The organism is Streptomyces sp. NPDC001902 (assembly GCF_042891295.1).
Taxonomy (GTDB): domain Bacteria; phylum Actinomycetota; class Actinomycetes; order Streptomycetales; family Streptomycetaceae; genus Actinacidiphila.
In genome coordinates, this window is record NZ_JBIATA010000007.1 from 239965 (window position 1) to 264122 (window position 24158).

A 24158-nucleotide genomic window follows, 5' to 3' on the forward strand; every position below is an offset into this window, starting at 1 on the left:
GGGAACAGGTGACCGGTCACCCCATTGGCGTACGTGGGGTACCGCCCGGCCCCGGTGGTGCGGCAGCATCGCCAGGGCCGAGGGCAGGTGAGGCAAGGCCGGTCACTCGGATAGGTGAAAAATGCCGCTCGGCAACCGAACGTCTGAACTTTAGTGCGGGGATGTCCGCATTTGTCGACGGTACGGTAACAGCCGTTAGGCTCCCTGAGGGATGCGGGAATCCACCCGGCATGAACCACAACATCCCCCTCAGCCCCCGCCCCCTCGACCACCTCTCCCGTACCCGGCCGACGGTGCTGTCGGCCCGGCAGTTGCGGGAGCACGGCGTCACCCCCGAGACGCTGGCCGAGCGCTGCCGCCCCGGCGGCCCCTGGCAGGAGGTGCTGCCCCGGGTGTACGTCCTGCACCGCGGGCGGCCCACCGGCGACGAGCGGGTCCGGGCGGCGCTGCTCTACGCGGGCCGCGAGGCGATGGTCACGGGCCTCGCGGCGCTCGCCCTGCACCGCTTCTCCTCGGTGCCGCCGCTGGTCGGCCTGGACCGGATCGACCTGCTGGTGACCCGGCAGCGCAGGCTGCGCGCCGTGGGCGACGTGGGGCTGGTGCGCACCACCGCGCTGCCCCGGCCGCGGGAGGTGCAGGGCATGCCGTGCGCGCCGCTGCCCCGGGCGCTGGCGGACGCGGTGGAGGAGCTGGACGACGCCCGGTCGGTCCGCCAGGTGCTGACCGAGGCGGTCCGCGGCGGCCACTGCGAGGCGACGGCGCTGGTCGGGGAGCTGAGCCGGGCCCGTCTGCTGTCCCGGCCGCACGTGGTGGAGGCTGTCGACGCACTGGTGGCCGAGGGCCGGTCGATCGCCGAGAACCGGCTGTACACGATGGTGCGCTGCTTCGGGCTGCCCGATCCGCTGTGGAACGTCGACCTGCGGCTGCCGGGCGGCCCGCACCTGGGCGGCGTGGACGCCTACTGGCCGGAGCACGCGGTCGCGGTGGAGCTCGACGCCCGCGTGCCCCGGCAGGAGGACGACGCCCTGTGGGGCGAGTACGCCCGCAAGCGCGAGCACCTGGAGCGGCTCGGCATCTCGGTCGTGCACATCACGCCGCGCAAGCTGCGGGAGTCCCTGGAGCAGCAGGCCACCGTCGTCCGTACCGCCCTGATGGCCGCGGCCGACCGCAACCCCGCGTCGTGGGTGGTGGTGCTCCCGCGGTGAGCGCGGCGGTCAGCGCTTCTTCAGCAGCAGCTCCACGTTGCGGTCGCCCGGCTCGCCGGAGAGCGTCGCGCGGGCTCCCGGGGAGTTGAACGCGAGCTCGCGGTAGAGGGCGGCGAGTCCGGTCTGCGACAGGTCGGCGAAGTCGGTGCGGTAGGGGGCCGCGGACTCCACGAGCGTGCAGAGCAGCGAGAGCGTGCCGTCGTGGTTGTCGGTCAGCTCGACGATCCGGGCCAGCTGCGGGTGGTCGACGTGGGAGGCGGTGGAGACCTCCCAGAAGGTGCCGTGCGGGACGATCTTGTTCTTGTGGCTGTGCCCGTTGATCCAGGCGGCGACGTTGCGGTGCCTGCGGAGCAGCGCGAGCACCTCGTCGCCACCGTGCCGCCGCTCGCTGGGGCGGGCGGGGTCGCGGACCAGGTTGGTCATCGACCAGCTGGCGTGGTGGCTGAAGACCAGGACGGTGTCGTCGGCGTGCGTGGTGAGCGTCCGGTCCAGCCAGTCCATCTGGGCCGTGCCGAGGGAGCCGCGGTAGTCGCCGCCCCGGTCGGTGGTGTCGAGGCTGACGCCGAGCACGCCGCCGGAGATCCAGAACGTGTAGTGGAGCAGGCCGGAGTCGAGTTCGGCCGTCGTGTAGCCGTGGCCGACGGGACCCGCGCCGGCGTGCGCCGGGTCCAGGTGGGCGGCGATGTACTCGCGCGGGGTGACCGGTGCCCGGCGTTCGTCGGGGGTGACGGTGCGGGCGCCGGACTTGTAGCGGTTCCAGGCCTGGCGGAAGCGGGCGCCCTGGGGGTCGGGCCCCTCGCGCAGGAACGCGTTGACGGCTTCGGCCTCGGCCGGGGGCAGCGAGAACAACTTGCGTGAGCCGAGCGCGAGGTCCTGGAAGAAGGACGAGGCGGCGTACGAACCCCCGTACAGCTGGTCGTGGTTGCCGATGGTGGAGTACCAGGGGACGTTCAGCCCGGGGCTGTTGAGCTCGCGGACCGCGGCCGCCAGGAAACCGGGCAGGCGGGGGTAGCCGAGCGCCTTGTCGACGTCGCGCAGGGCGGCGTCCGGCTGCCAGAAACCCTTCAGGCCGGAGTCCTGGACGCCCTCGTAGTGGCCCGGGTCGCCGGAGTCGGGGGTGAAGCGGCCACCGCTCATCACCGTGAGGAACCAGTCCAGTTCGATCCGCGAGTTGTTGTCGGTGTTGTCGCCGGTGGTCATGACGAAACCGATGGGCGTGCCGGTGGCGGGCCCGTGCCGCAGGGCGTTGACCCGCTCGACCAGGGAGACGGCGCCGGCGTTGGTGAGGGCCTCCTGGGGACGCCAGCCCGTGGAGGCGGCGGAGCGCAGGAACTCGTAACGCTGCGGGTTCTGCACGTCCGTGAGGTGCAGGTCGGTGAAGTGCACGAAACAAGACAGGGGCGTACGGCGCGCGGCCCGGCCGCTCTTGGCGGCGCCCAGTTCGGTGCGGACGACCCGCTGCCACCCCGGGCCGTCGCCGAGCCGGCGATAGCCCCCGCTGCCGCGCGGCGAGGCGACGGACTGGAGGGTCGTGCCGGCGGTGAAGGGCTCGGCGGCGGCCGGAGCGGACGGTGCTGACGGGGCGGCACCGCGGGCGGGTTCGGCGCCGGGTTCGGCGGGCGGCTGTGCCTTCGCGTCGCCCGAACCGGGGACGAGGGCGAAACCGAGCCCCGCACCCAGGGCGGTCGTACCCGAGGCGATCAGGACGTTGCGGCGGCTGAGGACGGCAGCGGACACGGGACCAGACATGGCGGGTTCCCCCGGTTGACGGTGGCTGCGGCGGCACCGCGGTGCCGCTCCTCACCGGATCGTTGGCACCCGGGATGGCCTGCGGTGCAACGGAAACGGAACGTCCGGCACCCATCTCCGGACATGGATCAGCAGTCCTCCCGCCGGTCACCGGCGGCCGGTCCGCAGGCGGCCGGACGCTCATCCGGTGTTCACCGACCGCCCCGGCGCCGCGCGCCGTCGCGAGCCCCGGATCATCGGACGGCCGGACGCAATGGGCCGGTTCGGGATGCTTCGCGCCCCGTGACGGGTCCCGGCTTCTTGACGTATTCGCGTCATGTCGGTCTTACGCCATCTACGGCACTCCCCAACAACCCCGCGGATGGCGCAATGTGTCGGTCAACTGGCGCCCAAATCTTGAACAGGATGCCCATGTCTCTCGATCACATACGCGGGAAGAGACGCGTGGTCCGTGTCGCGCTCGCGGCGGGCCTGGTGGCCGCGCTGACGACGACCGGAATCTCCGCCTCCACCGCTTTCGCCGACACGACCGGCGACCCGGCGGACGCGGCGGTCAAGACCGCGCACGACAAGCTCGGAACGGCCGACGCCGAACTGCTCGCCGAGGCCAAAGCCGGTGGCGACAAGAACGTCACCCTCATGATCGCCACCAAGAAGGGCTCCACCGAGCAGGTCTCGGACGAGCTCGGCGCGCTCAAGGGCGCGTCGGTGGACCGGACCTACGACAACCTCGGCTACGTCCGCGCCACGGTCCCGACGGGCAAGGCGGACGCGGCGATCGCGGCGGCGCAGAAGCTCTCGTCGGTGCAGGCGATCGACCTCAAGCAGGAGATCGTCCTCGACGACCCGTCCCCGTCGGCCGACGGCGGCAAGGGGTCCTCGAAGGGTCACGGCCACGGCCACGGCTCCACCACCTACCCGGGTCCCGACGCGAAGACCCCGGCGAAGAACCCCTACCAGCCGGCCTTCGAGACCGGCGCGGTGGACTTCGTCAAAAACAACCCGAAGGCCGACGGCCGCGGCGTCACCATCGGCATCCTCGACTCGGGCGTCGACCTCGGCCACCCGGCGCTGCAGAAGACCACGACCGGCGAGCGCAAGATCGTCGACTGGGTCACCGCGACCGACCCGATCACCGACGGCGACGCCACCTGGCGCCGCATGACCAACGGTCCGCGCGTCACCTACCAGGGCCGCACCTGGACCGCCCCCGAGGCGACGCAGCAGGTCACGGTCTTCTTCGAGTCCGCCACCGTCGGCGGCGACATGGCCGGTGACCTCAACCGCGACGGCGACACCAACGACTACTGGGGCGTGCTGTACGACCCGGCGAAGGGCACCGTCCGCCTCGACCTGAACGACAACGGGGACTTCACCGACGACACCGAGATGAAGCCGTACAAGGACGGCTTCCAGATCGGCTACTTCGGCACCGACAACCCCGCCACCGCCATCTCCGAGCGGATCCCCTTCGTGGTGCAGGTCCGCAAGGACGTCCCCACGGACCCGTACGGCGGCACCTGGGTCGGCAAGAAGGCCGACTTCGTCAACATCGGCGTCATCGAGTCCGAGCACGGCACCCACGTCGCGGGCATCACCTCCGCCAACGGCCTGTTCGGCGGCAAGATGAACGGCGCGGCGCCGGGCGCGAAGATCGTCTCGTCGCGCGCCTGCACCTGGTCCGGCGGCTGCACCAACGTGGCGCTGACCGAGGGCATGATCGACCTGGTGGTCAACCGCGGTGTGGACATCGTCAACATGTCCATCGGCGGCCTGCCCGCGCTGAACGACGGCAACAACGTCCGAGCGCAGCTGTACACCCGCCTCATCGACGACTTCGGCGTGCAGCTGGTCATCTCGGCCGGCAACAGCGGCCCCGGCGCCAACACCATCGGCGACCCCGGTCTGGCCGACAAGGTCCTGAGCGTCGGAGCCACCATCTCCAAGGAGACCTGGGCGGCCAACTACGGCTCGCAGGTGACCAAGGCGTACGACATGATGCCCTTCTCCTCGCGCGGTCCGCGTGAGGACGGCGGCTTCGCGCCGATCATCTCCGCGCCGGGTGCCTCCATCAACACCATCCCGACCTGGGAGCCCGGTGGCCCGGTCGCCGAGGCCGGCTACACCCTGCCGCCCGGCTACGCCATGCTGCAGGGCACGTCGATGGCCTCCCCGCAGGCGGCCGGCGCCTCCGCGCTGCTGCTGTCCGCGGCCAAGCAGGCCCGCATCGCGCTGACCCCGGCGGCCCTGCGCACCGCGCTGACCAGCACGGCGCACAAGATCAAGGACGTCCCGGCGTACGCCCAGGGCTCCGGCCTGATCGACATCGAGGACGCCTGGCGGCTGATCAGGGCCGGTGCCGGCGCCCACACCTACACGGTCAAGGCCCCGGTCTCCACGGCCCTGTCGCAGTTCCTGGCGACCCCGGGCTACGGCACCGGCATCTACGACCGCGAGGGCGGCCTGAAGGCCGGTCAAAGCAGGACGTACGACGTCACCATCACCCGCACCACCGGTCCGGACCGCTCCGTCCGGCACGACCTGGACTGGGTGAACAACGACGGCACCTTCCGCTTCGCCGACGGCGACGACGTGCAGCTGCCGCTGAACAAGCCGGTGACCGTGCGCGTCAAGGCCAAGCCCGGTTCCACCGGCCTGCACAGCGCGATCCTGACGGTCGACGACCCCTCGACGCGCGGCACCGACCAGCAGATCCTCAACACCGTGGTCGTGGCCTCCGCGCAGGCCAAGCCGTCGTTCGCGGTCAAGGCGTCGGGCTCGGTGCAGCGCAACGGCACCAAGTCCTACTTCGTGACCGTCCCCGAGGGCGCCAAGACGCTCGAGGTCAAGATGGGCGGCCTGGCCGCCGGCAGCCAGACGCGCTTCATCGCGATCACCCCGTGGGGCGTCCCGGCGGACAACACCACGACGACGTTCTGCTACCCGAACTACACCACCACCAACGGGTGCCGTCCCGACCTGCGCTCCTACGCCAACCCGATCCCGGGCGTGTGGGAGATCGAGGTCGAGGCGCGCCGTACCTCGCCGGTGCTGAACAACCCGTACAACCTGACCGCGACCGCGCTCGGCGTCTCCTTCGACCCCGAGGTCCAGACCGTCGAGGAGGCCACGGTCGGCACCGCCGCCCCGGTCTCGTGGAAGGTCACCAACGGCTACGCCCCGGTGCAGGGCAAGCTGAAGGGCGGCGCGCTCGGCTCCGCCGCGGCGGCGCGCAAGACGATCGCCGACGGTGACAGCGTCACCAGCACGGTCGTCGTCCCCGCGGGCGCGTCCCGGCTGGACGTCGCCATCGGCGGCACCTCCGACACCTCCGCGGACCTCGACCTGACCGTGTCCCTCAACGGCGCGGTGGTCGGCCAGTCCGCGGACGGCGACTCGGAGGAGGCCGTGAGCATCGCCAACCCGGCGGCCGGCACGTACACCATCACGGTGGACGGCTACTCGGTCCCGGCCGGCACCACCGAGTACGACTACCGCGACGTCTTCTACTCGACGACGCTGGGCTCGGTGTCCGTGGACGAGGCGGCGACCGTGCCGCTGGCCAACGGCGCCTCCGCGAACGTCGCGGCGAACGTCCTGGTCGCGGCCCCGGCTCCCGAGGGACGTCAGTTCTTCGGCGAGGTCCAGCTGCTCAACGCCGACGGCACCGCCGCCGGCACCGGCAGCGTGCTGATCAACAAGGTCAACGCGGGCTGACCCGCGGCCACGGCCTGACCACCGCCTGAAGGGGCGGGCGCTCCCCGGAGCGCCCGCCCCTTCAGCTCTGCCGCCACTCGTACTCCTGCTCCCCGCAGCGCAGCGTGCGCGATCGGGGCAGCGCCCGCTCCATCCACTCCCGCGCAGGGGCGATGTCCTCGCCCTGGCGGACGAAGGTGTAGCCCGCGGGCCGCAGCATCACGCTGACGAGCAGCCGGCTCCCCACGGCCATCTCGGGCTCCCCCTCCTCGTCGCGGTCGACGGGGAAGGTCAGCCGGCGGTCTGCTCGCTCCCCCTTGAGGTAGCGGTCCACCTCCATCCGCACCGACACCCGGTCCGGTCCCTCCACGGGCGTCACCCGCAGCACCGTCCCCTCGGCGACGAGTTCGGTGCAGGCCAGCACTTCCGCGTCGGTGCTGCGGACCGACTCGGAGCCGGTCTCGCCGGTGCCGGCCCCGCAGCCGGCGAGTGCGGCGAGCGCGAGCAGCGCAGCCGCAGTGAGGGCCGGTCCCGTCCTGCGTCCCATGTCCTTCACCCCTCTCATCCGGTGTCGCTCTCGCACGGCAGGCCCCGGGAGGCCGCAAGTGCCTTCTCCATCCAGGCGCGGGCGGAGGCGATGTCCGCGGCGCCCTCGTACAGGTCCACCGGCTCGCCGGGGAGGACGGAGACCATCGCCAGGACCCGGGAGCCGGGTCCAGGGGGCGGGGCCACGTCGTCGTGGTCGTCGTCGACGTGGATCGTGAACGTCAGCCGGGGGTCGCCCACGGCGGGCTTGAGGCGGCGGTCGACGTCCATCACCACGCGCAGGTCCCCCGGCCCCCCGGTGGGCGTCACCTCGCGCACGGTGCCCTCGGCGATGTCGCGCGCACAGGCGACGATGCCCTCCGGCGTCGGCTTCGCGTCGCCCGCCGCCGAGCGGTCGCCCACGGCCGCGTTCCTCGCCAGGACGCCCCCGGTGACCGCCACCACGCCCGCCACGACCGCGGCCAGGCACAGCGCGAGCGCCCTGCGCCCGCGGGGGCGTCGTTCCACGGCCGGTGCGGGCCGTGCGGCGAGGGCGTCGCCGATCAGCCGCACTTGCGTGCGCAGCAGAGCCACGTCGGCGCGCGCGGCGTCGTACGCCCGGTACGCCTCGCTGTCGGCGGACACCTCCGGCGGCACGTCCGCGAGGGCGGCCGACAGTGCCTCGTCCGCATCGTCCGTCTGATCCGCCGCGTCTGCCCTGTGCTCGTTCCCGCTCATCGTCACACCACCTCCTTGGTGTGCAGCCGGCCGCGCAGCGCGCGGACGGCGGCGTGCAAACGGCTCTTGACCGTGCCCTCCGGGACACCGAGCGCCGTGGCGATCTGCGCCACGGGCAGATCCGCGTAGAAGCGCAGCGTCAGCACCTGCCGCTGCTGCGGCGGGAGTTCCTGCAGGCCGTCGGCGACCGCCAGGGCCAGCACGTGCGCCTCTCCCCCGCCGTGCCGGGCCTCATCCCGGGGCGTCAGGGCCGCCAGGCGTTCGCCGAGCCGCTGCTGACGGCGTCGCGAACGGTGCCAGTCCATCGCCACGTTGGAGGCGGCGACGGCCGCCCACGCCCCCGGGTCCCGCAGCGGCTCGCGGCCGCCTGCCCGGTGCTCCAGCAGCTTCAGCCGCACCTGCTGCACCCCGTCCTGCAGGTCCCCCGCCGGCACCCCGCCGAGGGCCAGGACCGCCCGTACGCGATCGAGGTGCTCCGGCGCGAGGGGGTCCTCCCCCTCCCCCGGCCGGGACCTCCGTCTCAGCAGCGCCACGCCCCTCCCCTTCCGCGATTTCCCCTATGACGCAGCAGCGGCGGAAAACGTTCACCTCACCGTTCACCTCGCGTCCGGTCCCGGGGCAGGCCCTAACCTGGCGGGGTGTCCGCCCCTCATGAACTGACGATGCTGGAGCAGGCCGCGGCCATCCGGGCGGGTGCGTTGTCGCCCGTGGAGCTGACGGCCCACTACCTCGACCGGATCGAGCGGCTCGACCCCGCCCTCGGGGCCTACCTGACCGTCACGCCCGAACGGGCCCTGGCCGACGCGCGGCGCGCCGAACGCGTGCTCAAGGAGGGCGGGCGGCTGCCTCCGCTGCTCGGCGTGCCGGTGCCGGTGAAGGACCTGACGCCGGTCGCCGGGGTGCGCTTCACCTCCGGATCGGCGGTCTTCGCCGACCGGGTCGCCGACCAGGACGCCCACCTCGTCCGTCTGCTGCGGGACGCGGGGACCGTCCTGACGGGGAAGACCAGCACCCCCGAATTCGGGCTGCCCGCCTACACCGAGGGCGCCGTGGGCCCGCCCGCCCGTACCCCGTACGACCTCGCGCGCGGCGCAGGCGGCAGCAGCGGCGGCGCGGCCGCGGCCGTGGCGGCCGGGCTCGCCGCGGCGGCGCACGGCAGCGACGGGGGCGGCTCGATCCGCATCCCGGCGAGCTGCTGCGGGGTCGTCGGGCTGAAGCCCAGCCGGGGCCGGGTCAGCCCCGCGCCGTGGGGCGACGGGAGCGGACTGGCCGTCAACGGGCCCATCGCGCGCACGGTCCGCGACACCGCCGCCCTGCTCGACGTGCTGGCGGTGCCCGCGCCCGGAGACCCCTTCCGGCTGCCGCCGCCGGAGCGGTCGTTCCTGCAGTGGTGCGAGCGGGAGCCGCGCCGGCTGCGGATCGCCCGCTGGGCGGTGCCGGACGTCGCGGGCGTACGGGTCGACCCTCAGGTGCTGGCGGCGTACGAACGCACCTCGGCGCTGCTGGCCGGGCTCGGTCACGAGGTCGTGGACGTGCCGCAGCCGCTCGCCCCCGGCGACCGCGACGCTTTCACCCCGGTGTGGGCCGTACTGGCGGCGCTGACGCCCGTGTCACCGGAACGGGAGCGGGACCTGCTGCCGCTCACCCGCTGGCTGCGTGCCCAGGGGCAGGACGTGGGCGGCCTCGACTACGCCCGCACGCTGGGGGTGATGCAGGGCGTGGGCCGCAAACTGGCCGAGGCCGCCGAGCCGTACGACGCGGTGCTCACCCCGACGCTGGCGCAGCTCCCCGCCCCGGTGGGCGCCCTGCGCGACGACGCCGACCCGGAGGCCGACTTCGCGGCGCAGCTGGCGTTCACGCCGTTCACCGCGCCCTGGAACATCGCCGGGCTGCCCGCGGTGTCGCTGCCGCTGGCATGGTCCCCGGCGGGGTTGCCCATCGGCATGATGCTCGGCGCCCGGCACGGCGAGGAGGGCCCCCTGCTCGCACTCGCCGCCCAGCTGGAGGCCGCCTCCCCCTGGCGGGCCCGCACGGTACGCGCGTTCGACGTGCCGCCCACGTGAGCAGCGGCGGCCCGGGGTCCGTTCGGGTACGGGCCGGTTGTTCGTGTGCGGCCGTTGCGCCTGCGGCGGGCGGGTTTCCCGCCCGCCCGCCCAGTGCCCCGGTCGGTCAGTGCGGACCTCGCACCGTGTGCCTGAGTCGGGGCCGCGCCGGCGCACTCCCCCAGCCTTCGGCCGGGGGACCCCCGTGGGCGCACCCCGCCACACCCCCTCCCGTCGTATGGGCGCATGACGGCCGGTACCGGCGGAAGAGGTGGGGGAGGGCGGGCGGCTTCGCGGCACAACCCGGGATCACGACGTGCCGCCACTCCTGGGTGGGAGCACGTGCACGGAATGCGACTGTGCGGCCACGCAGTGGGTATGGCTGAGGCTGTCCGGAGAAAGCGCACCCGCGATGACGCCCCAGGAGGGCATCCCATGACCGAAGCCGCCGACCGGGACAGACTCGCCGCGCTGCACGGCGTGGACGTCACCTACCGTCCGTCGCCGGACCGCGAGGTGCGCGTGCCGGACGGGACGGTCGTGGCAGTGCTGGCCGCGCTGGGCGTCGACGCCTCGACCCCGGCGGCGGTGCGGAACGCGCTGGCGGAGCACGACCACCGTGCGGGGCGGCGGCTGCTCCCCCGCAGCGTCGTGATGCGCAGGGGACGTCCGCTCCGGCACCAACTGCCCGAGGGCACCGCGCTGCGGCTGACGACGGAGGACGGCGTCGGGACCACCTGGGACGGCGGCACGCCGCTGCCCGTGGGGCGGCACGTGCTGCGCGCGCAGGCCCCCGACGGGCGCACGGCGCAGGCGCAGCTCGTCGTGGCGCCGGAACGGCTGCCCGGGCCCCCGGAGCGGGTCCTGGGCTTCATGGCGCAGCTGTACTCCGTACTGTCCTCGCGGTCCTGGGGCATGGGCGACCTCGGCGACCTCGCGGACCTCGCGGCCTGGACGGGCCGGGCGCTGCACGCGGGCTTCCTGCAGGTCAACCCGTTGCACGTGGCCGTGCCGGGGCATCCCACGGACCCGTCGCCGTACCGTCCGTCCTCTCGGCGCTTCCCCGATCCGGTGTACCTGCGGGTGGAGGAGATCCCGGAGTACGCCTACCTCGACCCCGACGACCGCGAGCGGGCCGCGGACCTGCTGCGCAAGGCGGCCGTGCTACGCGACTCGGTGCTGCTGAAGGACGCCCTGATCGACCGTGACGCGGTGTGGGAGCTGAAGCGCGAGGCGCTGGCGCTGGTCCGCAAGGTGCCGCTGTCGCCGGGACGGCGGGCCGCGTACTGCGACTTCCTCGCGGACCAGGGGCAGGCACTGGACGACCACGCCACCTGGTCGATGCTGGCCGAGCTGCACGGCCCGCAGTGGCGCGGCTGGCCGGCGGGGCTGCGCGACCCGCGCTCGGGGCAGGTCGCGCGGCTCCGCGGCGAGCGGCTGGACCAGGTCGACTTCCACTGCTGGCTGGCCTGGCTGACGGACGCGCAACTGGCCGCGGCCCAGCGTTCGGCACGGGACGCCGGCATGGCGGTCGGCATCGTCCACGACCTCGCGGTCGGCGTGCACCCCTCCGGTTCCGACGCCTGGGCACTGCAGGACGCCCTCGCCCACGGGATGTCGGTCGGCGCGCCGCCGGACGCCTTCAACGCCCACGGCCAGGACTGGGGCCTGCCGCCGTGGCGCCCGGACGCCCTGGCCGCCACGGGGTACGCGCCCTACCGCGACCTGCTGCGCAACGTGCTGCGGCACGCGGGGGGCCTGCGCATCGACCATGTGATGGGGCTCTTCCGCCTGTGGTGGGTGCCCGAGGGCGAGCCGCCGACGCGGGGCGCGTACGTCCGTTACGACGCCGAGGCGATGCTCGGCGTCCTCGCGCTGGAGGCGCAGCGCGCCGGTGCCGTCGTCATAGGGGAGGACCTCGGCACGGTCGAGCCGGGCGTCCGCGAGGAGCTGGCCGACCGCGGCATCCTCGGCACGTCGGTGCTCTGGTTCGAGCGCGACTGGGAGGGGGCGCACGGCTGCGCGCACGCCCGTCCGCTGCCGCCCGCGGCCTGGCGGGCGGACGCGCTGGCGACGGTGACCACCCACGACCTGCCGACGACGGCGGCCCGGCTGACCGGGGAGCACGTCGGGCTGCGGCACCGGCTGGGCCTGCTGACCCGGCCGCTGGAGGTGGAGCAGGCCGAGGACGCCGTGGAGGTCGCGGAGTGGCTCGCGCTGCTCGGCCGGCTGGGGATGCTGCCGGAGGGCACCCGCGACGAGGAGGCGGTCGTCAAGGCCGTCCACCGCTTCCTGGCGCGGACGCCGGCCCGCATGGTCGGCGTCTGGCTGCCGGACGGGGTCGGCGACCGCCGTCCGCAGAACCTGCCGGGCACCTGGGACCAGTACCCCAACTGGCGGCTGCCGGTGGCGGACGCCGAAGGCCGGCCGCTCACCCTGGAGCAGCTGACCGCCTCGCCCCGGCTGCACGCGCTGGCGCACGAGGTGCGGACCGCGATGGCGGCGCCCGGCGGGCCGTAACACCACCCCGGACGCGCGGGCCGCCGGAGCGTTCGCTACTTTGAGAGCGTGGACAAGCTCAACAAGAACGCCCTGCGCGCCGGTGCCGTCACGGCCGGTACGGCGCTGATGCTGCTGATGTCGTCCCCCGCGTTCGCGAACACCCGCGACGACGGCGACGACCCGGGTTCCGGTCTGAGCGTGCTCCAGACGCTGGGCCTGTACGTCGCCCTGCCGATCGCCCTGTTCCTCGTCATCGCGGGTCTGGTCGTCGCGACCGACAAGTCCCGCAAGGCCCAGGGCTGATCCCCTTCCCACCTCGCTGACCGGGCCGCGGAGCACCGCGGCCCGGCTTCAGGTGTTCCCCGGCACCTCGTGCCGGTCGTACCGCCCGCGGGAGCGTTCCGGCCCGTCCGGCGGCCCCGGCGCGCCCCCGTCGTCAGGCATCCGCATCGCCGGCGACCGGCCCCGCGACGGCGCGTAGCGCTCCCCGAACGGCCCAGCGTTCCTCGGCACGTCGCGAGGCGGCAGCCCCCGCGGCGCCCCGCGCGCCCCGGGTCAGAGCGCGGAGGACTCCCGGAAGACCCGAGGGCCCCCGCGGCGGTGCGCCGCGGGGGCCCTCACAGTGCTGTGCCCGCCGGTCAGCCGGCCGCCGCGTCCGCGGCCTGGGCCTTCAGCGCACGCTCGACCCCGGCACGGCACTCCGTCACCATGCGCCGCAGCGCCGGCGCCGGATCGGCCGCCGCCAGCCAGGCGTCGGTGGCGTCCAGGGTGTCCTGGGAGACCTGGAGCGCCGGGTAGAGCCCGACGATGATCTGCTGGGCCATCTCGTGGCTCCGGGACGCGAAAACGTCCGAGACCGCCGCGAAGTACCGCTGCGTGTACGGCGCCAGCAGCTCGCGCTGGTCCGGCTCGTAGAAGCCGGCGATGACCGCCTCCTGGACGGCGTTGGTGAGCGTCTCCGCCTCGACGACCGAGGCCCAGGCGCCGGCCTTCGCCTCCGCCGTCGGACGCGCGGCGCGCGCGGTCGCCGCGTGCCGCTCACCGGCCGCCGTGGCGTCCCGGCCGAGCTCGGCGGCGATGGCCTCCTCGTCGGCGCGGCCCGTGGCGGCCAGCCGCTCCAGGAGGGACCAGCGCAGCTCGGTGTCGACGGCCAGGCCCTCGATCGTCTCCGTACCGCCGAGCAGCCCGGCGATCAGGTCCAGCTGGTCCTTGGTGCGGGCCGTCGCGGTGAACGCGCGGGCCCAGGCGAGCTGGTGGTCGCTGCCGGGGGCGGCCGCGCGCAGGTGCTCCAGCGTCGCCTCGGTCCAGCGGGCGAGGCCGGTCTCGCGCCACTCGGGCGCGGCGTACAGCTCCAGCGCCGTCTTCACCTGGCGGTGCAGGGACTGCACCACGCCGATGTCGGACTCCTTGCCGATGCCGGAGAGCACCAGCTCCAGGTAGTCACGGGTGGCGAGTTCGCCGTCGCGGGTCATGTCCCACGCCGAGGCCCACACCAGCGCGCGCGGCAGCGACTCGGTGAAGTCGCCGAGGTGCTCGCGCACGGTGTCCAGCGAGACCTCGTCGAGCCGCACCTTGGCGTACGACAGGTCGTCGTCGTTGAGCAGCACGACCGCCGGGCGCGTGACGCCGACGAACTCGGGCACCGCGGTCAGCTCGCCGTCGACGTCGAGCTCGACGCGCTGGACGCGGACCAGCTTGCCGTCCTGGAGCTCGTAGGCGCCGATCGCGATGCGGTGCGGCCGCAGGATCGACTCGCCCTTGGCGCCGGCCGGCAGAGCCGGGGCCTCCTGGCGCACGGCGAAGGAGGTGATGGTGCCGTCGGCGGCGGTCTCGATCTCCGGGCGGAGGATGTTGATGCCGGCGGTCTCCAGCCACTTCTTCGACCAGGTCTTCAGGTCGCGGCCGGAGGTCTCCTCCAGGGCGGACAGCAGGTCGGCCAGACGGGTGTTCTTCCAGGCGTGGCGCTTGAAGTACGCCTGGACGCCGGTGAAGAACTCGTCCATGCCGACGTAGGCCACCAGCTGCTTGAGGACGGAGGCGCCCTTGGCGTAGGTGATGCCGTCGAAGTTGACCTGGACGTCCTGCAGGTCGTTGATCTCCGCCATGATCGGGTGGGTGGACGGCAGCTGGTCCTGCCGGTACGCCCAGGTCTTCATCGAGTTGGCGAAGGTGGTCCAGGAGTGCGGCCACTTGCTGCCGGGCGCGTAGGCCTGGCAGGCGATGGAGGTGTAGGTGGCGAACGACTCGTTCAGCCACAGGTCGTTCCACCACTCCATGGTGACCAGGTCGCCGAACCACATGTGGGCCAGCTCGTGGAGGATCGTCTCGGCGCGCACCTCGTAGGCCGCGTCGGTCACCTTGGAGCGGAAGACGTACTGGTCGCGGATGGTGACCGCGCCCGCGTTCTCCATCGCGCCGGCGTTGAACTCCGGCACGAAGAGCTGGTCGTACTTGGCGAAGGGGTAGGGGAAGTCGAACTTCTCCTCGAACCAGTCGAAGCCCTGCCGGGTGACCTCGAAGATGGCGTCGGCGTCAAGGAACTCCGTCAGCGAGGGACGGCAGTACAGGCCCAGCGGCACGCTGCGGCCGCCCTCGCCCTCCCAGGTGCTGTGCACGGCGTGGTAGGGGCCGGCGATCAGCGCGGTGATGTACGTGGAGATGCGCGGGGTGGCCGCGAAGCTCCAGACGTTGTCGACCGGCTCGGGGGTCGGGGAGTTCGAGATGACCGTCCAGCCGGCCGGGGCCTTCACGGTGAAGGTGAAGCTCGCCTTGAGGTCGGGCTGCTCGAAGTTGGCGAAGACCCGGCGGGCGTCCGGCACCTCGAACTGGGTGTAGAGGTAGGCCTGCTTGTCGACCGGGTCGACGAAGCGGTGCAGGCCCTCGCCGGTGTTGGTGTACGCCGCGTCCGCGACGACCCGCAGGTCGTTGGCGCCGGCCTGCAGCGACGGCAGGGCGATGCGGCTGTCCGCGAAGACCTCGGCCGGGTCCAGCGCGGTGCCGTTGAGCACCACCTCGTGGACCGTGGGGGCGACCAGGTCGATGAAGGTCGAGGCACCCGCCTCGGCGGAGTCGAAGCGCACCGTGGTCACCGACCGGAAGGTGCCGCCCTCCTGGGCCCCGCTCAGGTCGAGCTCGATGTCGTACGCGTCCACGGTGAGCAGGCGCGCTCGCTGCCGCGCCTCCTCACGGGTGAGGTTGGTGCCGGGCACGTGTCCGTCTCCTTCGTCGGGTTTTCGGCCATCCTCGCACGCGGGAGGGGTGGGACGGCCGGGGGTTTTCCCTCGACCGGCCGGTCGTGTCCCCGGGCGCCGCCGGCTACCGGCGGTACGGCCCGCGGGCACGGGCCGGAAGGGGCGCGTCGCTGCGTTGACACGCGCTCCGTGCGGGTGATGGGCTGTCGGACCATGACCCCGGGCAGGAGAACCGCCGCGACCCACACGGCAGCGCTCGTCGCCGCCGTCGTCGGCGGGGTGCTCGGGACCACGCCGGCCGCCCTGGCCGCTCCGCCCCTCGCCCCGTTGACGGCGCCCGGCACCACGGACGGCACCGTGACGGCGGACGCCGCGCCCGCCGTCCACCCCAAGCCGCAGTCGCTGCGCAGTCGCGGCGGCACCCTCGCCGTACCGGACACGGCGACCCTGGTCGCCGGGCCCGGGGCCGACCCCCACGCCCTGGACGCCCTCCGCGCGATCCTGCGCGGCGCGGGCGTGACCGCGCTCCACGAGGGGGCGGCGGACCCGCGGGGGCTGGTGGTCTACGCCGGCGGCGCGCGGGCCGACACCGCGCTGCGCGCCCTGGGCGCCGCGCCCACCGGGGACCTGCCCTCCGGCGGCTACCGGCTCGCCGTGGGACGCACCGGCGGCCGCACCGTCGTGGCGATGGACGGGGCGGGCGAGGACGGGCTGTTCCACGCGGCGCAGACGCTGCGGCAGTTGACGACCGCGCGCGGCCTGGCGGGCGTCGTCGTCCGCGACTGGCCCGCGGCGGCGACGCGCGGCGTCACCGAGAGCTTCTACGGCGAGCCGTGGACCCAGGAGCAGCGGCTCGCCCAGCTGGACTTCCTCGGCCGCACCAAGCAGAACCGCTACCTGTACGCCCCCGGCGACGACCCCTACCGCCAGGAGCGGTGGCGCGATCCCTACCCCGCCGCGCGCCGCGCGGAGTTCCGCGCCCTGGCCGAGCGGGCCCGGGCCAACCACGTGACGCTGGCGTGGGCGGTGTCGCCGGGCCAGGCGCTGTGCTTCTCCTCGCAGGAGGACCGCAGGGCGCTGCTGCGCAAGGCCGACGCGATGTGGGCGCTGGGCGTGCGCGGCTTCCAGCTGCAGTTCCGGGACGTGAGCTACAGCGAGTGGCACTGCGACGCCGACGCGGACGCGTACGGCGACGGCCCGCAGGCCGCGGCCCGGGCGCAGGCCGACGTGGCCAACGCGCTCGCCGCCCACCTCGCGGAGCGCCATGGGGCCGCCGTACCGCTGTCGCTGCTGCCGACGGAGTACTACCAGGACGGCGCCACCGACTTCCGGGGCGAGCTGGCCCGGGTGCTCGACCGGGGCGTGGAGGTGGCGTGGACGGGCGTCGGCGTCGTCCCGGGGGAGATCACCGGGCGGCAGATCGCCGACGCCCGGGCGGCGCTGCAGCACCCGCTGCTGACGATGGACGACTACCCGGTCAACGACTTCGCCGAGGACCGGATCTTCCTTGGCCCCTACAGCGGACGTGAGCCCGCGGTGGCGACGGCGTCCGCCGGACTGCTGGCGACGGCGATGCGCCAGCCCGCCGCCTCCCGGATCGCGCTGTTCACGGTGGCCGACTACGCGTGGAACCCGCGTGGGTACGACCGTGCGGCCTCCTGGCGCGCGGCCGTCGACGACCTGGCGGGCCGCGATCCCGGAGCCCGTGACGCCCTGCGCGCCCTCGCGGGCAACGAGGCCTCCTCGGCGCTGGACGAGGGCGAGTCGGCGTATCTGCGGCCGCTCATCGCGGAGTTCCTGGACGCCTACGCGAACGGCGGCCGGGAGCGCCTGGAGAAGGCGGCCGGGCGGCTGCGCGGGGCGTTCACCACGATGCGCGGCGCCCCGGAGCGCCTGGACGGCCTGGCGGACGGCTCCTTCGCCGGGGAGGTGCGGCCGTGGCTGAGCCAGCTGGCCCGGTACGGTTCGGCGGGCGAGCACGCCGTCGACATGCTGGTGGCGCTGCGCGCGGGTGACGGCACCGGCGCGTGGCGGGACCGGCTGGCGCTGGAGCGGGCCCGCCGGCGGATAGCGAACAGCCCGGCCACCGTGGGCCACGGGGTGCTCGACCCGTTCCTGGCGAAGACGCTCGCCACGGCGGACGCGTGGACCGGCGTGCGCACCGCGGGCCGCAAGGCCACCGCCACCCTGGGTTCGGCCCGGTCCACCGACCCGTCGCTGATGACCGACGGCAAGGACGGCACCGCCTGGGCCAGCGACGCCCCTCCCCAGCAGGACGACGCCTTCGGGGTCGACCTGGGCGGCACCCGCACGATCCGCAGCGTGCGCGTCGCCATGGGGGCCGCGCAGCGCGGCCCCGAGCGGGACGACTACCTGCGCGAGGCGGTACTGGAGTACTCCGCGGGCGACGAGGGCGGCTGGCGGACCGTCGCCACGGTGCACGACGACCGGACCGTGACCGTGCGGCTGCCCGAGGGCACCCGGGCCCGGTACGTGCGGCTGCGCGCGACCGCCGCGCAGGAGAACGCCGTGACGGTGCGGGAGTTCACCGTCGGCACGGAGGACGACGGCACCTCCGGCGTCCTCGCCGCCGACCCCGCGTCCCTGGCGGCCGCCGACGGCGACGCCACGACCACCGTCCGCGTGCCCGCCGGGGGGCTGACCCTGGAGTACGGCTCGGCCCGCCCCCTGGAGGCGCTGACCGTGCTCACCGACACCGGGCCGGGTACCGCCGGGTCGGTGGAGGTGCGGGTGCCCGGCCAGGGCTGGCACCGGCTCGGTTCGCTGGGCGGCGGCTGGACCGAACTGCCGGCGCAGGGCCTGCGGGCGGACGCGGTGCGGGTCACCCCGTCGGCGGGGGCCGACCCGCCGGTCGTCCACGAGATCGTGCCCTGGTACGCCGACCGGCCGGCGGCCCGGATGACCCTGGACCGCACCGAGACCGACCTGGAACTCGGCGGCGCCCCCGCGACCGTCACCGCGGAGCTGACCGACGCCTCGCCCGCCGCCGCCAGGGTGTCGCTGACCGCCGAGGCCCCGGAGGGCGTCGAGGCCGTCACGCCCGGTGAGGTGGAACTGCCGCGCGGCGGCAAGGTCGTGGTGCCGGTGCGGTTGTCCCTGCCCGCGGACGGTGTGCCCGGCCTGTACGAGGTGCCGCTGGCGTTCCGGGCCGAGGGCCGCACCGTGCGGCAGACCGTCACGGTGCACGCCTATCCGCGCACCGGCGGCCCCGACCTCGCCGCGGGCGCCCCGGCCACCTCCTCCGGTGACGAGACCGCCGACTTCCCGGCCTCGGCGCTGACCGACGGTGACCCCGGGACGCGCTGGTCCTCCCCCGTGCGGGACGACGCCTGGGTGCAGGCCGAGCTCCCGCGGGCCGCCAGGATCGGCCGGGTGGTGCTGCGCTGGCAGGACGCGTACGCCTCCCGCTACACGATCCTGACCTCGGCCGACGGGCAGAGCTGGCATACCGCGGCGGTGATCTCCGACGGCCGCGGCGGCACCGAGTCCGTACGGCTGGACGCCCCCTCCGACACGCGTTTCCTGCGCGTGCAGGGGCTGGAGCGCGGCACGAAGTACGGCTACTCGCTGTACTCGCTGCAGGCGTACGCCGTCACCGACTGACCCGGGACCGCCCACCCCCGCAGCCCACCCCTACCGCCCGCCGTGCGCCCGCGGACCGTTGCGGACCGTTGCGGGGTGGTCGCACGGCTGCCACTATTCACTGAGTACATGTATTGAGTGAAGAGAGGGGGGCGTCTCATGAGCACCGGCAACGTCCTGCTGGGACTGCTCGCCGCCGGTCCCGGCCACGGCTACGACCTGAAGCGGCGGCACGACGAACGCTTCCCCCAGGCCCGCCCCCTCGCCTACGGCCAGGTCTACACGAGCCTGCAGCGCCTGGTGCGCGACGGCCTCGCCGAGGTCGACGCCACCGAGAGCGACGGCGGCCCGGAGCGCACCACCTACCGGCTCACCGAACAGGGCTCGCTGGCACTGCGGAGCTGGCTCGGCGAGCCCGTACCGCCCGCGCCCGTCAGCGCGGCCAACGAGATCTTCGCCAAGGTCACGGCGATCATGGCCTCCGGCCACGGCGACCCCGCCGCGTTCCTGCGCCTGCAGCGCGCCGCCCACCTCGCCCGGATGCGCGAGCTCACCGCGGTGAAGACCGCGCCCGGCGCCCCGCTGTCGGCCGTGCTCTCCGCCGACTACGCCCTCACCCATCTCGACGCCGACCTGCGCTGGATCGACAACGCCGCGCAGCGCCTCGGCGCCCTGGCCGAGGAGGTCACCTCAGCATGACCACACCCCTGATCGAGGCCCGCGGCCTCGTCAAGCGGTACGGCACCACCGACGCCCTGCGCGGCGCCTCGCTGCGCCTGCTGCCCGGGGAGGTCCTGGCCGTCACCGGCCCGAGCGGCAGCGGGAAGTCCACGCTGCTGCACTGCATGTCGGGCATCGTCCGGCCGGACGAGGGCGAGGTCCGCTACACGGGCGGCGAGGCCGGCGCGGAGCGGCTCGACCGGGCCGGGGAGACCCGCCGCTCCACGCTGCGGCGCACCGACTTCGGCGTCGTCTTCCAGTTCGGCCAACTGGTCGGCGAACTGACCGCCCTGGACAACGTGGCCCTGCCCCTGCTGCTGGCCGGGACCTCCCGCGCCGCCGCCCACGACCGTGCGGGCACCTGGCTGGAGCGCTTCGGCGTGCGTGGTCAGGCCGCCCTGCGCCCGGGCGAGATGTCGGGAGGGCAGGCACAGCGCGTCGCCCTGGCCCGTGCGATGGTCACCGGCCCGAAGGCGGTCTTCGCGGACGAGCCGACCGGGGCCCTGGACTCCCTCGCCGGTGAGCAGGTCATGACCGCCCTGGTCCACGCCGCCCGCGAGTCCGGTACCGCCGTGCTCCTGATCACGCACGACGCCCAGGTCGCGGCGTACGCGGACCGCGAGGCGACGGTGCGGGACGGCGTCGTCGAGTCAGAGGACGAGCCCGCCGCCGAGGTGACCCGGTGAGGGGCCTTCGGGGGGACGCCCTGCTGGCCTGGGCACTGCTGCGGGGCTCCCCGCGCAGCGAGTGGTGGCGCCTGGCGCTCACTGCGCTCGGCGCCGCCATCGGCACGGGCTTCGCCCTGGCGGCCGCCGTCGTGGCCGTGATCGGCACCCGGTACGCGGACGGGCCGCCCCGCTATACCAACGACCTGCTCAACCTCGCCGGGCTGCGGCCGGGGGTCGTCGCCGTGCTCCTGCTGCTCCTGGTCCCGGTGGTCGCCTTCCTCGGCCAGTGCACCCGCATCGGCGCGCTGCGGCGCGAGCGGCGGCTTGCCGCGCTCCGCCTGTCCGGGGCCACCCCGCGGCAGGTCCGGCGGATCGCCGCACTGGAGGCGGGCGCCGCCGGCGGCCTGGGGGCGGTGGCCGGACTGGTGGGCTTCCTCGCGCTGCGTGCCGTGGTCGCGGCGGTGCAGGACGACCGCGGGACGCCGACCTGGCCCACCGACGTGCCGGTGCCGTGGCTTCCCGCCGCCCTGGTCGTCCTGGGGGTGCCGGTGCTGGCCACCTTGGAGGCACGGTTCGCCCTCCGCCGGTCGGCGCACGACCCGCTGGGCGTGGTCGCGAAGCGACGCCCGGCGCGCAGCGGGGCGATCCGCTGGCTGCTGGGCCCGGTGGCGCTGCTCGCGGGGACCGCGCTGATGCTGGCGGGGACGCGGGTGGCGCTGGACCGCGCGCCGGCCGCAGTGGTCGTGCCGGCGTTCGTGGTCCTGTACGTCTACGGACTCCTCCACAGCAGCGCGGGGCTGGCACTGCTCACCGGACGGCTCGCCGCCCGGTCGGGCCGTCCGGTGCTGCTGATCGCCGGGGAACGGCTGCGCAACGACCCCTGGGCCGCGGCCCGGGCCCACTCGGTGCTGATGCTCGCGGCGCTGGTGGGGGCGGGCTGGGTGGCCATGCGCCGGGTGACGCTGGACGGACTGCGCGCGGATCCGGGCTACGGCGCCGACGACCTGGCCTTCTACATCGGCGGCTGGAACCTGGCGGGGCTCGCCATCCTGATCGGCAGTGCCGTCACCGTGAGCGGCGTCGCGGTGGGCGTCGTGGAGTCGCTCATGACCCGCCGCCGGACCCTGGCCGCCCTGGCCGCGGCGGGCACGCCCCGGAAGGTGCTGTGGCGCGCCACGCTGCTGGAGACGGCGCTGCCCCTCGTCCCGGCGCTGCTGCTCGGCGCCGGCTGCGGCCTGGCGCTCGTCTTCCCCGTCGTGCTCCACCACGAGCGGCGCCCTCTGCCACTGCTGGAGCCGGCGCTGCTCACGGGCGGCCTGCTGGCCGCCGCCCTGCTGGCCACCGCCACCTCCCTGCCGCTGCTGCGCCGCACCGTGCACCCGGCGCAGTTGCGCCACGAGTAGGGGCCGGCGGGCATGGGAAGGGGCCCCGGACCGGCACGGGGGTGCGGTCCGGGGCCCTGAGCCCGGTCCGGGACGGTTCAGGACAACACGAAGGCCCGGTCTCAGGCGGATATGCCGTCGATCCGGGCCATGGCGTCCTCCGCGCCGAATGGCTGCAGGTATGGCAGCCAGCGCGGGTCCCTATGCCCCGTCCCGATGATCCGCCAGGCGAGACCGGACGGCGGGGCGGGCTGGTTGCGCATCCGCCAGCCGAGCTCGGCGACATGGCGGTCGGCCTTGAGGTGGTTGCACCGGCGGCATGCCGCGACCACGTTGTCCCACGTGTGCTGGCCTCCGCGGCTGCGCGGGATCACGTGGTCGACGCTGGTTGCGACGCCTCCGCAGTACGCGCACCGGCCGCCGTCCCGCGCGAACAGCGCCCGCCGGGTCAGGGGCACGGGGCCGCGAAAGGGGACTCGGACGAATTTGGTGAGCTTGACGACACTCGGAGCGGGGACAGTACAGGTCGCGCTGTGCATATAGGCGCCGGACTCCTCGAGGCACACGGCCTTCTTGTTCAGCACGAGGATGAGCGCGCGGCGGAGCGGTACGACGCCGAGCGGCTCGTACGACGCGTTGAGGACCAGGACATGCGGCACGGGTGCCTCCTTTTACGCCGGCGGCGCGTGGCTCGCGCCGGGACGATCTGCCCACAGTCTCTCCGGAAGCCCGGTCACGGCGCCACCATGACCGGGTAACGGAGCGAGGGTGTTTTCAACCACACCCCTTTTACATGCCCTGAATCACCGCACGTCGCGCTCGAACAACACAACGGGACACTTCGCCTCCCCCGTTAGTGTGGGAAGCCTGCCCAACCCGGAGGTTTCCGCCCGTGTCCCCCTCGCCGTCCACCGTCACGACGATCGACGACGCCCAGAAGAGCGCGACCGACGCCGCCGACTACATCAGCCAGAACTGGGCGGACTGGCTCTCCGCCGGGCTGCGCATCCTGCTGATCATGGTGATCGCGCTGGTGCTGCGGTCCGTCGTCCGCCGCATGATCACCAAGTTCATCGAGCGCATGAACCGCGGCGCCGAGGTCGCGGCGACGAGCGCGCTGGGCGGGCTGCTGGTCAACGCCGAGCGGCGGCGGCAGCGCAGTGAGGCGATCGGCTCGGTGCTGCGCAGCGTGGCCTCGTTCGTGATCATGGGGACGGCGGCACTGACGGTGCTGTCCGTGCTGAAGATCAACCTGGCTCCGCTGCTGGCCAGCGCGGGTGTGGCCGGTGTGGCGATCGGCTTCGGCGCGCGGAACCTGGTGACCGACTTCCTCTCCGGGGTCTTCATGATCCTGGAGGACCAGTACGGCGTCGGCGACGTCATCGACGCGGGCGTCGCCAGCGGCACCGTGGTCGAGGTCGGGCTGCGGGTCACCAAGCTGCGCGGCGACAACGGCGAGATCTGGTACATCCGCAACGGCGAGGTCAAGCGGATCGGCAACCTCAGCCAGGGCTGGGCGACGGCCGTGGTCGACGTCCAGGTCGGCTACGGGGAGGACCTGGACCGGGCCCGCACGGTGATCGAGGAGGCCGCCACCGCCATGGCCAAGGACCAGCCGTGGGACGAGGTGCTCTGGGAGCCGGTCGAGGTGCTGGGCCTGGAGTCGGTGACCTCGGACTCGGTGCTGATCCAGGCGCAGGTCAAGACGATGCCGGGCAAGTCGGCGGCGGTCGCCCGGGAACTGCGCTGGAGGATCAAGCGGGCCTTCGACGCGGCCGGGATCGCAATCGTCGGCGGAACCCCGCAGGCGGCGGAGGAGGCCGAACCGGCCGACCCCTCGTCCGCCGTCGCCCCGCCGTCCGCGCTGGCCAACCCCGCCTCCCCGCAGGCCCTGGCGGCCCAGCCGCTGGCCCCGGCCCCGGCGCCGTCCCAGCCGAGCACCGTCAAGTAGCGACACCGCCCACCAGGGGCGCCGGGCACCGCCCGGCGCCCCTTTTCCGTGCCGTGGCGCGGCCGGTAACGCTTTGGCGCCGACCTCGCGAACCGCCCTTGACGCTCCGGCCACGGGCGCCTACCTTGCCTTTCACCAACAGGAAAGTTTCCTAACTACCACCACCGGGCACACCAGCCCCCCTGA

The 24158-nt window shown here is 74.1% G+C and carries 16 protein-coding genes; 10 read left to right on the forward strand and 6 right to left on the reverse strand.

Features of this window, described 5'->3' with window-relative positions; genetic code table 11:
• The first annotated feature begins 230 nt into the window (after positions 1–230).
• Positions 231–1205 carry a hypothetical protein gene (locus ACFYYN_RS15160; protein ID WP_500546144.1) on the forward strand — a complete coding sequence of 325 codons (975 nt, stop codon included), beginning with the start codon at positions 231–233 and terminating at the stop codon, positions 1203–1205.
• 9 nt (positions 1206–1214) lie between these two features.
• On the opposite strand, the gene ACFYYN_RS15165 is transcribed toward ACFYYN_RS15160, so the two are convergent.
• The gene (locus ACFYYN_RS15165; RefSeq protein ID WP_500546145.1) at positions 1215–2954 is read right to left on the reverse strand and encodes a TIGR03767 family metallophosphoesterase; all 1740 of its coding nucleotides are present in this window, start codon (positions 2952–2954) and stop codon (positions 1215–1217) included.
• Positions 2955–3359: 405 nt separating this feature from the next.
• Between ACFYYN_RS15165 and ACFYYN_RS15170 the strand changes: the two genes are divergently transcribed.
• On the forward strand, positions 3360–6671 hold the full coding sequence (locus ACFYYN_RS15170; RefSeq protein ID WP_500546146.1) for a S8 family serine peptidase: 3312 nt from the start codon (positions 3360–3362) through the stop codon (positions 6669–6671).
• Positions 6672–6732: 61 nt separating this feature from the next.
• On the opposite strand, the gene ACFYYN_RS15175 is transcribed toward ACFYYN_RS15170, so the two are convergent.
• From ACFYYN_RS15175 to ACFYYN_RS15185, 3 genes are read right to left on the reverse strand one after another with little or no spacing between them, the layout of a single operon-like run.
• Positions 6733–7197, reverse strand: a complete 465-nt coding sequence (locus tag ACFYYN_RS15175) for a hypothetical protein (protein ID WP_500546148.1) — start codon at positions 7195–7197, stop codon at positions 6733–6735.
• Positions 7198–7211: 14 nt separating this feature from the next.
• Positions 7212–7913: a hypothetical protein gene (locus ACFYYN_RS15180; protein ID WP_500546150.1), complete on the reverse strand. Its 702-nt coding sequence runs from the start codon at positions 7911–7913 to the stop codon at positions 7212–7214.
• A 2-nt stretch (positions 7914–7915) separates the two neighbouring features.
• The gene (locus tag ACFYYN_RS15185) at positions 7916–8440 is read right to left on the reverse strand and encodes a sigma-70 family RNA polymerase sigma factor (RefSeq protein WP_499516836.1); all 525 of its coding nucleotides are present in this window, start codon (positions 8438–8440) and stop codon (positions 7916–7918) included.
• A 111-nt stretch (positions 8441–8551) separates the two neighbouring features.
• Between ACFYYN_RS15185 and ACFYYN_RS15190 the strand changes: the two genes are divergently transcribed.
• The 3 genes from ACFYYN_RS15190 (at position 8552) to ACFYYN_RS15200 (ending at position 12760) form a co-directional block, all read left to right on the forward strand.
• On the forward strand, positions 8552–9976 hold the full coding sequence (locus ACFYYN_RS15190) for an amidase (protein WP_500546151.1): 1425 nt from the start codon (positions 8552–8554) through the stop codon (positions 9974–9976).
• Between the two features lie 414 nt (positions 9977–10390).
• A complete protein-coding gene (gene malQ / locus ACFYYN_RS15195; protein ID WP_500546152.1) occupies positions 10391–12475 on the forward strand; it encodes a 4-alpha-glucanotransferase in 2085 nt (694 codons plus the stop codon).
• 48 nt (positions 12476–12523) lie between these two features.
• Positions 12524–12760, forward strand: a complete 237-nt coding sequence (locus ACFYYN_RS15200; protein WP_499517072.1) for a hypothetical protein — start codon at positions 12524–12526, stop codon at positions 12758–12760.
• Between the two features lie 335 nt (positions 12761–13095).
• Here ACFYYN_RS15200 and pepN read toward each other — a convergent pair whose 3' ends face one another.
• Positions 13096–15666 carry an aminopeptidase N gene (gene pepN, locus ACFYYN_RS15205; protein WP_500546153.1) on the reverse strand — a complete coding sequence of 857 codons (2571 nt, stop codon included), beginning with the start codon at positions 15664–15666 and terminating at the stop codon, positions 13096–13098.
• 195 nt (positions 15667–15861) lie between these two features.
• Between pepN and ACFYYN_RS15210 the strand changes: the two genes are divergently transcribed.
• The 4 genes from ACFYYN_RS15210 to ACFYYN_RS15225 all read left to right on the forward strand — a co-directional run bounded on the left by ACFYYN_RS15210 (position 15862) and on the right by ACFYYN_RS15225 (position 22042).
• Positions 15862–19272, forward strand: a complete 3411-nt coding sequence (locus tag ACFYYN_RS15210) for a beta-N-acetylglucosaminidase domain-containing protein (RefSeq protein ID WP_500546155.1) — start codon at positions 15862–15864, stop codon at positions 19270–19272.
• A gap of 138 nt (positions 19273–19410) precedes the next feature.
• On the forward strand, positions 19411–19950 hold the full coding sequence (locus ACFYYN_RS15215) for a PadR family transcriptional regulator (RefSeq protein WP_499511918.1): 540 nt from the start codon (positions 19411–19413) through the stop codon (positions 19948–19950).
• Positions 19947–20657, forward strand: coding sequence for an ABC transporter ATP-binding protein (locus tag ACFYYN_RS15220; protein WP_500546156.1), 711 nt, complete (start codon positions 19947–19949; stop codon positions 20655–20657). The genes ACFYYN_RS15215 and ACFYYN_RS15220 overlap by 4 nt, the downstream gene beginning before the upstream one ends.
• Positions 20654–22042 carry an FtsX-like permease family protein gene (locus tag ACFYYN_RS15225; protein ID WP_500546157.1) on the forward strand — a complete coding sequence of 463 codons (1389 nt, stop codon included), beginning with the start codon at positions 20654–20656 and terminating at the stop codon, positions 22040–22042. Before ACFYYN_RS15220 ends, ACFYYN_RS15225 begins: the two co-directional genes overlap by 4 nt.
• Positions 22043–22143: 101 nt before the next feature.
• Here ACFYYN_RS15225 and ACFYYN_RS15230 read toward each other — a convergent pair whose 3' ends face one another.
• Positions 22144–22680 carry an HNH endonuclease gene (locus tag ACFYYN_RS15230; RefSeq protein ID WP_499511921.1) on the reverse strand — a complete coding sequence of 179 codons (537 nt, stop codon included), beginning with the start codon at positions 22678–22680 and terminating at the stop codon, positions 22144–22146.
• 233 nt (positions 22681–22913) lie between these two features.
• Between ACFYYN_RS15230 and ACFYYN_RS15235 the strand changes: the two genes are divergently transcribed.
• Positions 22914–23972: a mechanosensitive ion channel family protein gene (locus tag ACFYYN_RS15235; protein WP_500546158.1), complete on the forward strand. Its 1059-nt coding sequence runs from the start codon at positions 22914–22916 to the stop codon at positions 23970–23972.
• The last annotated feature ends 186 nt before the right edge of the window (positions 23973–24158 follow it).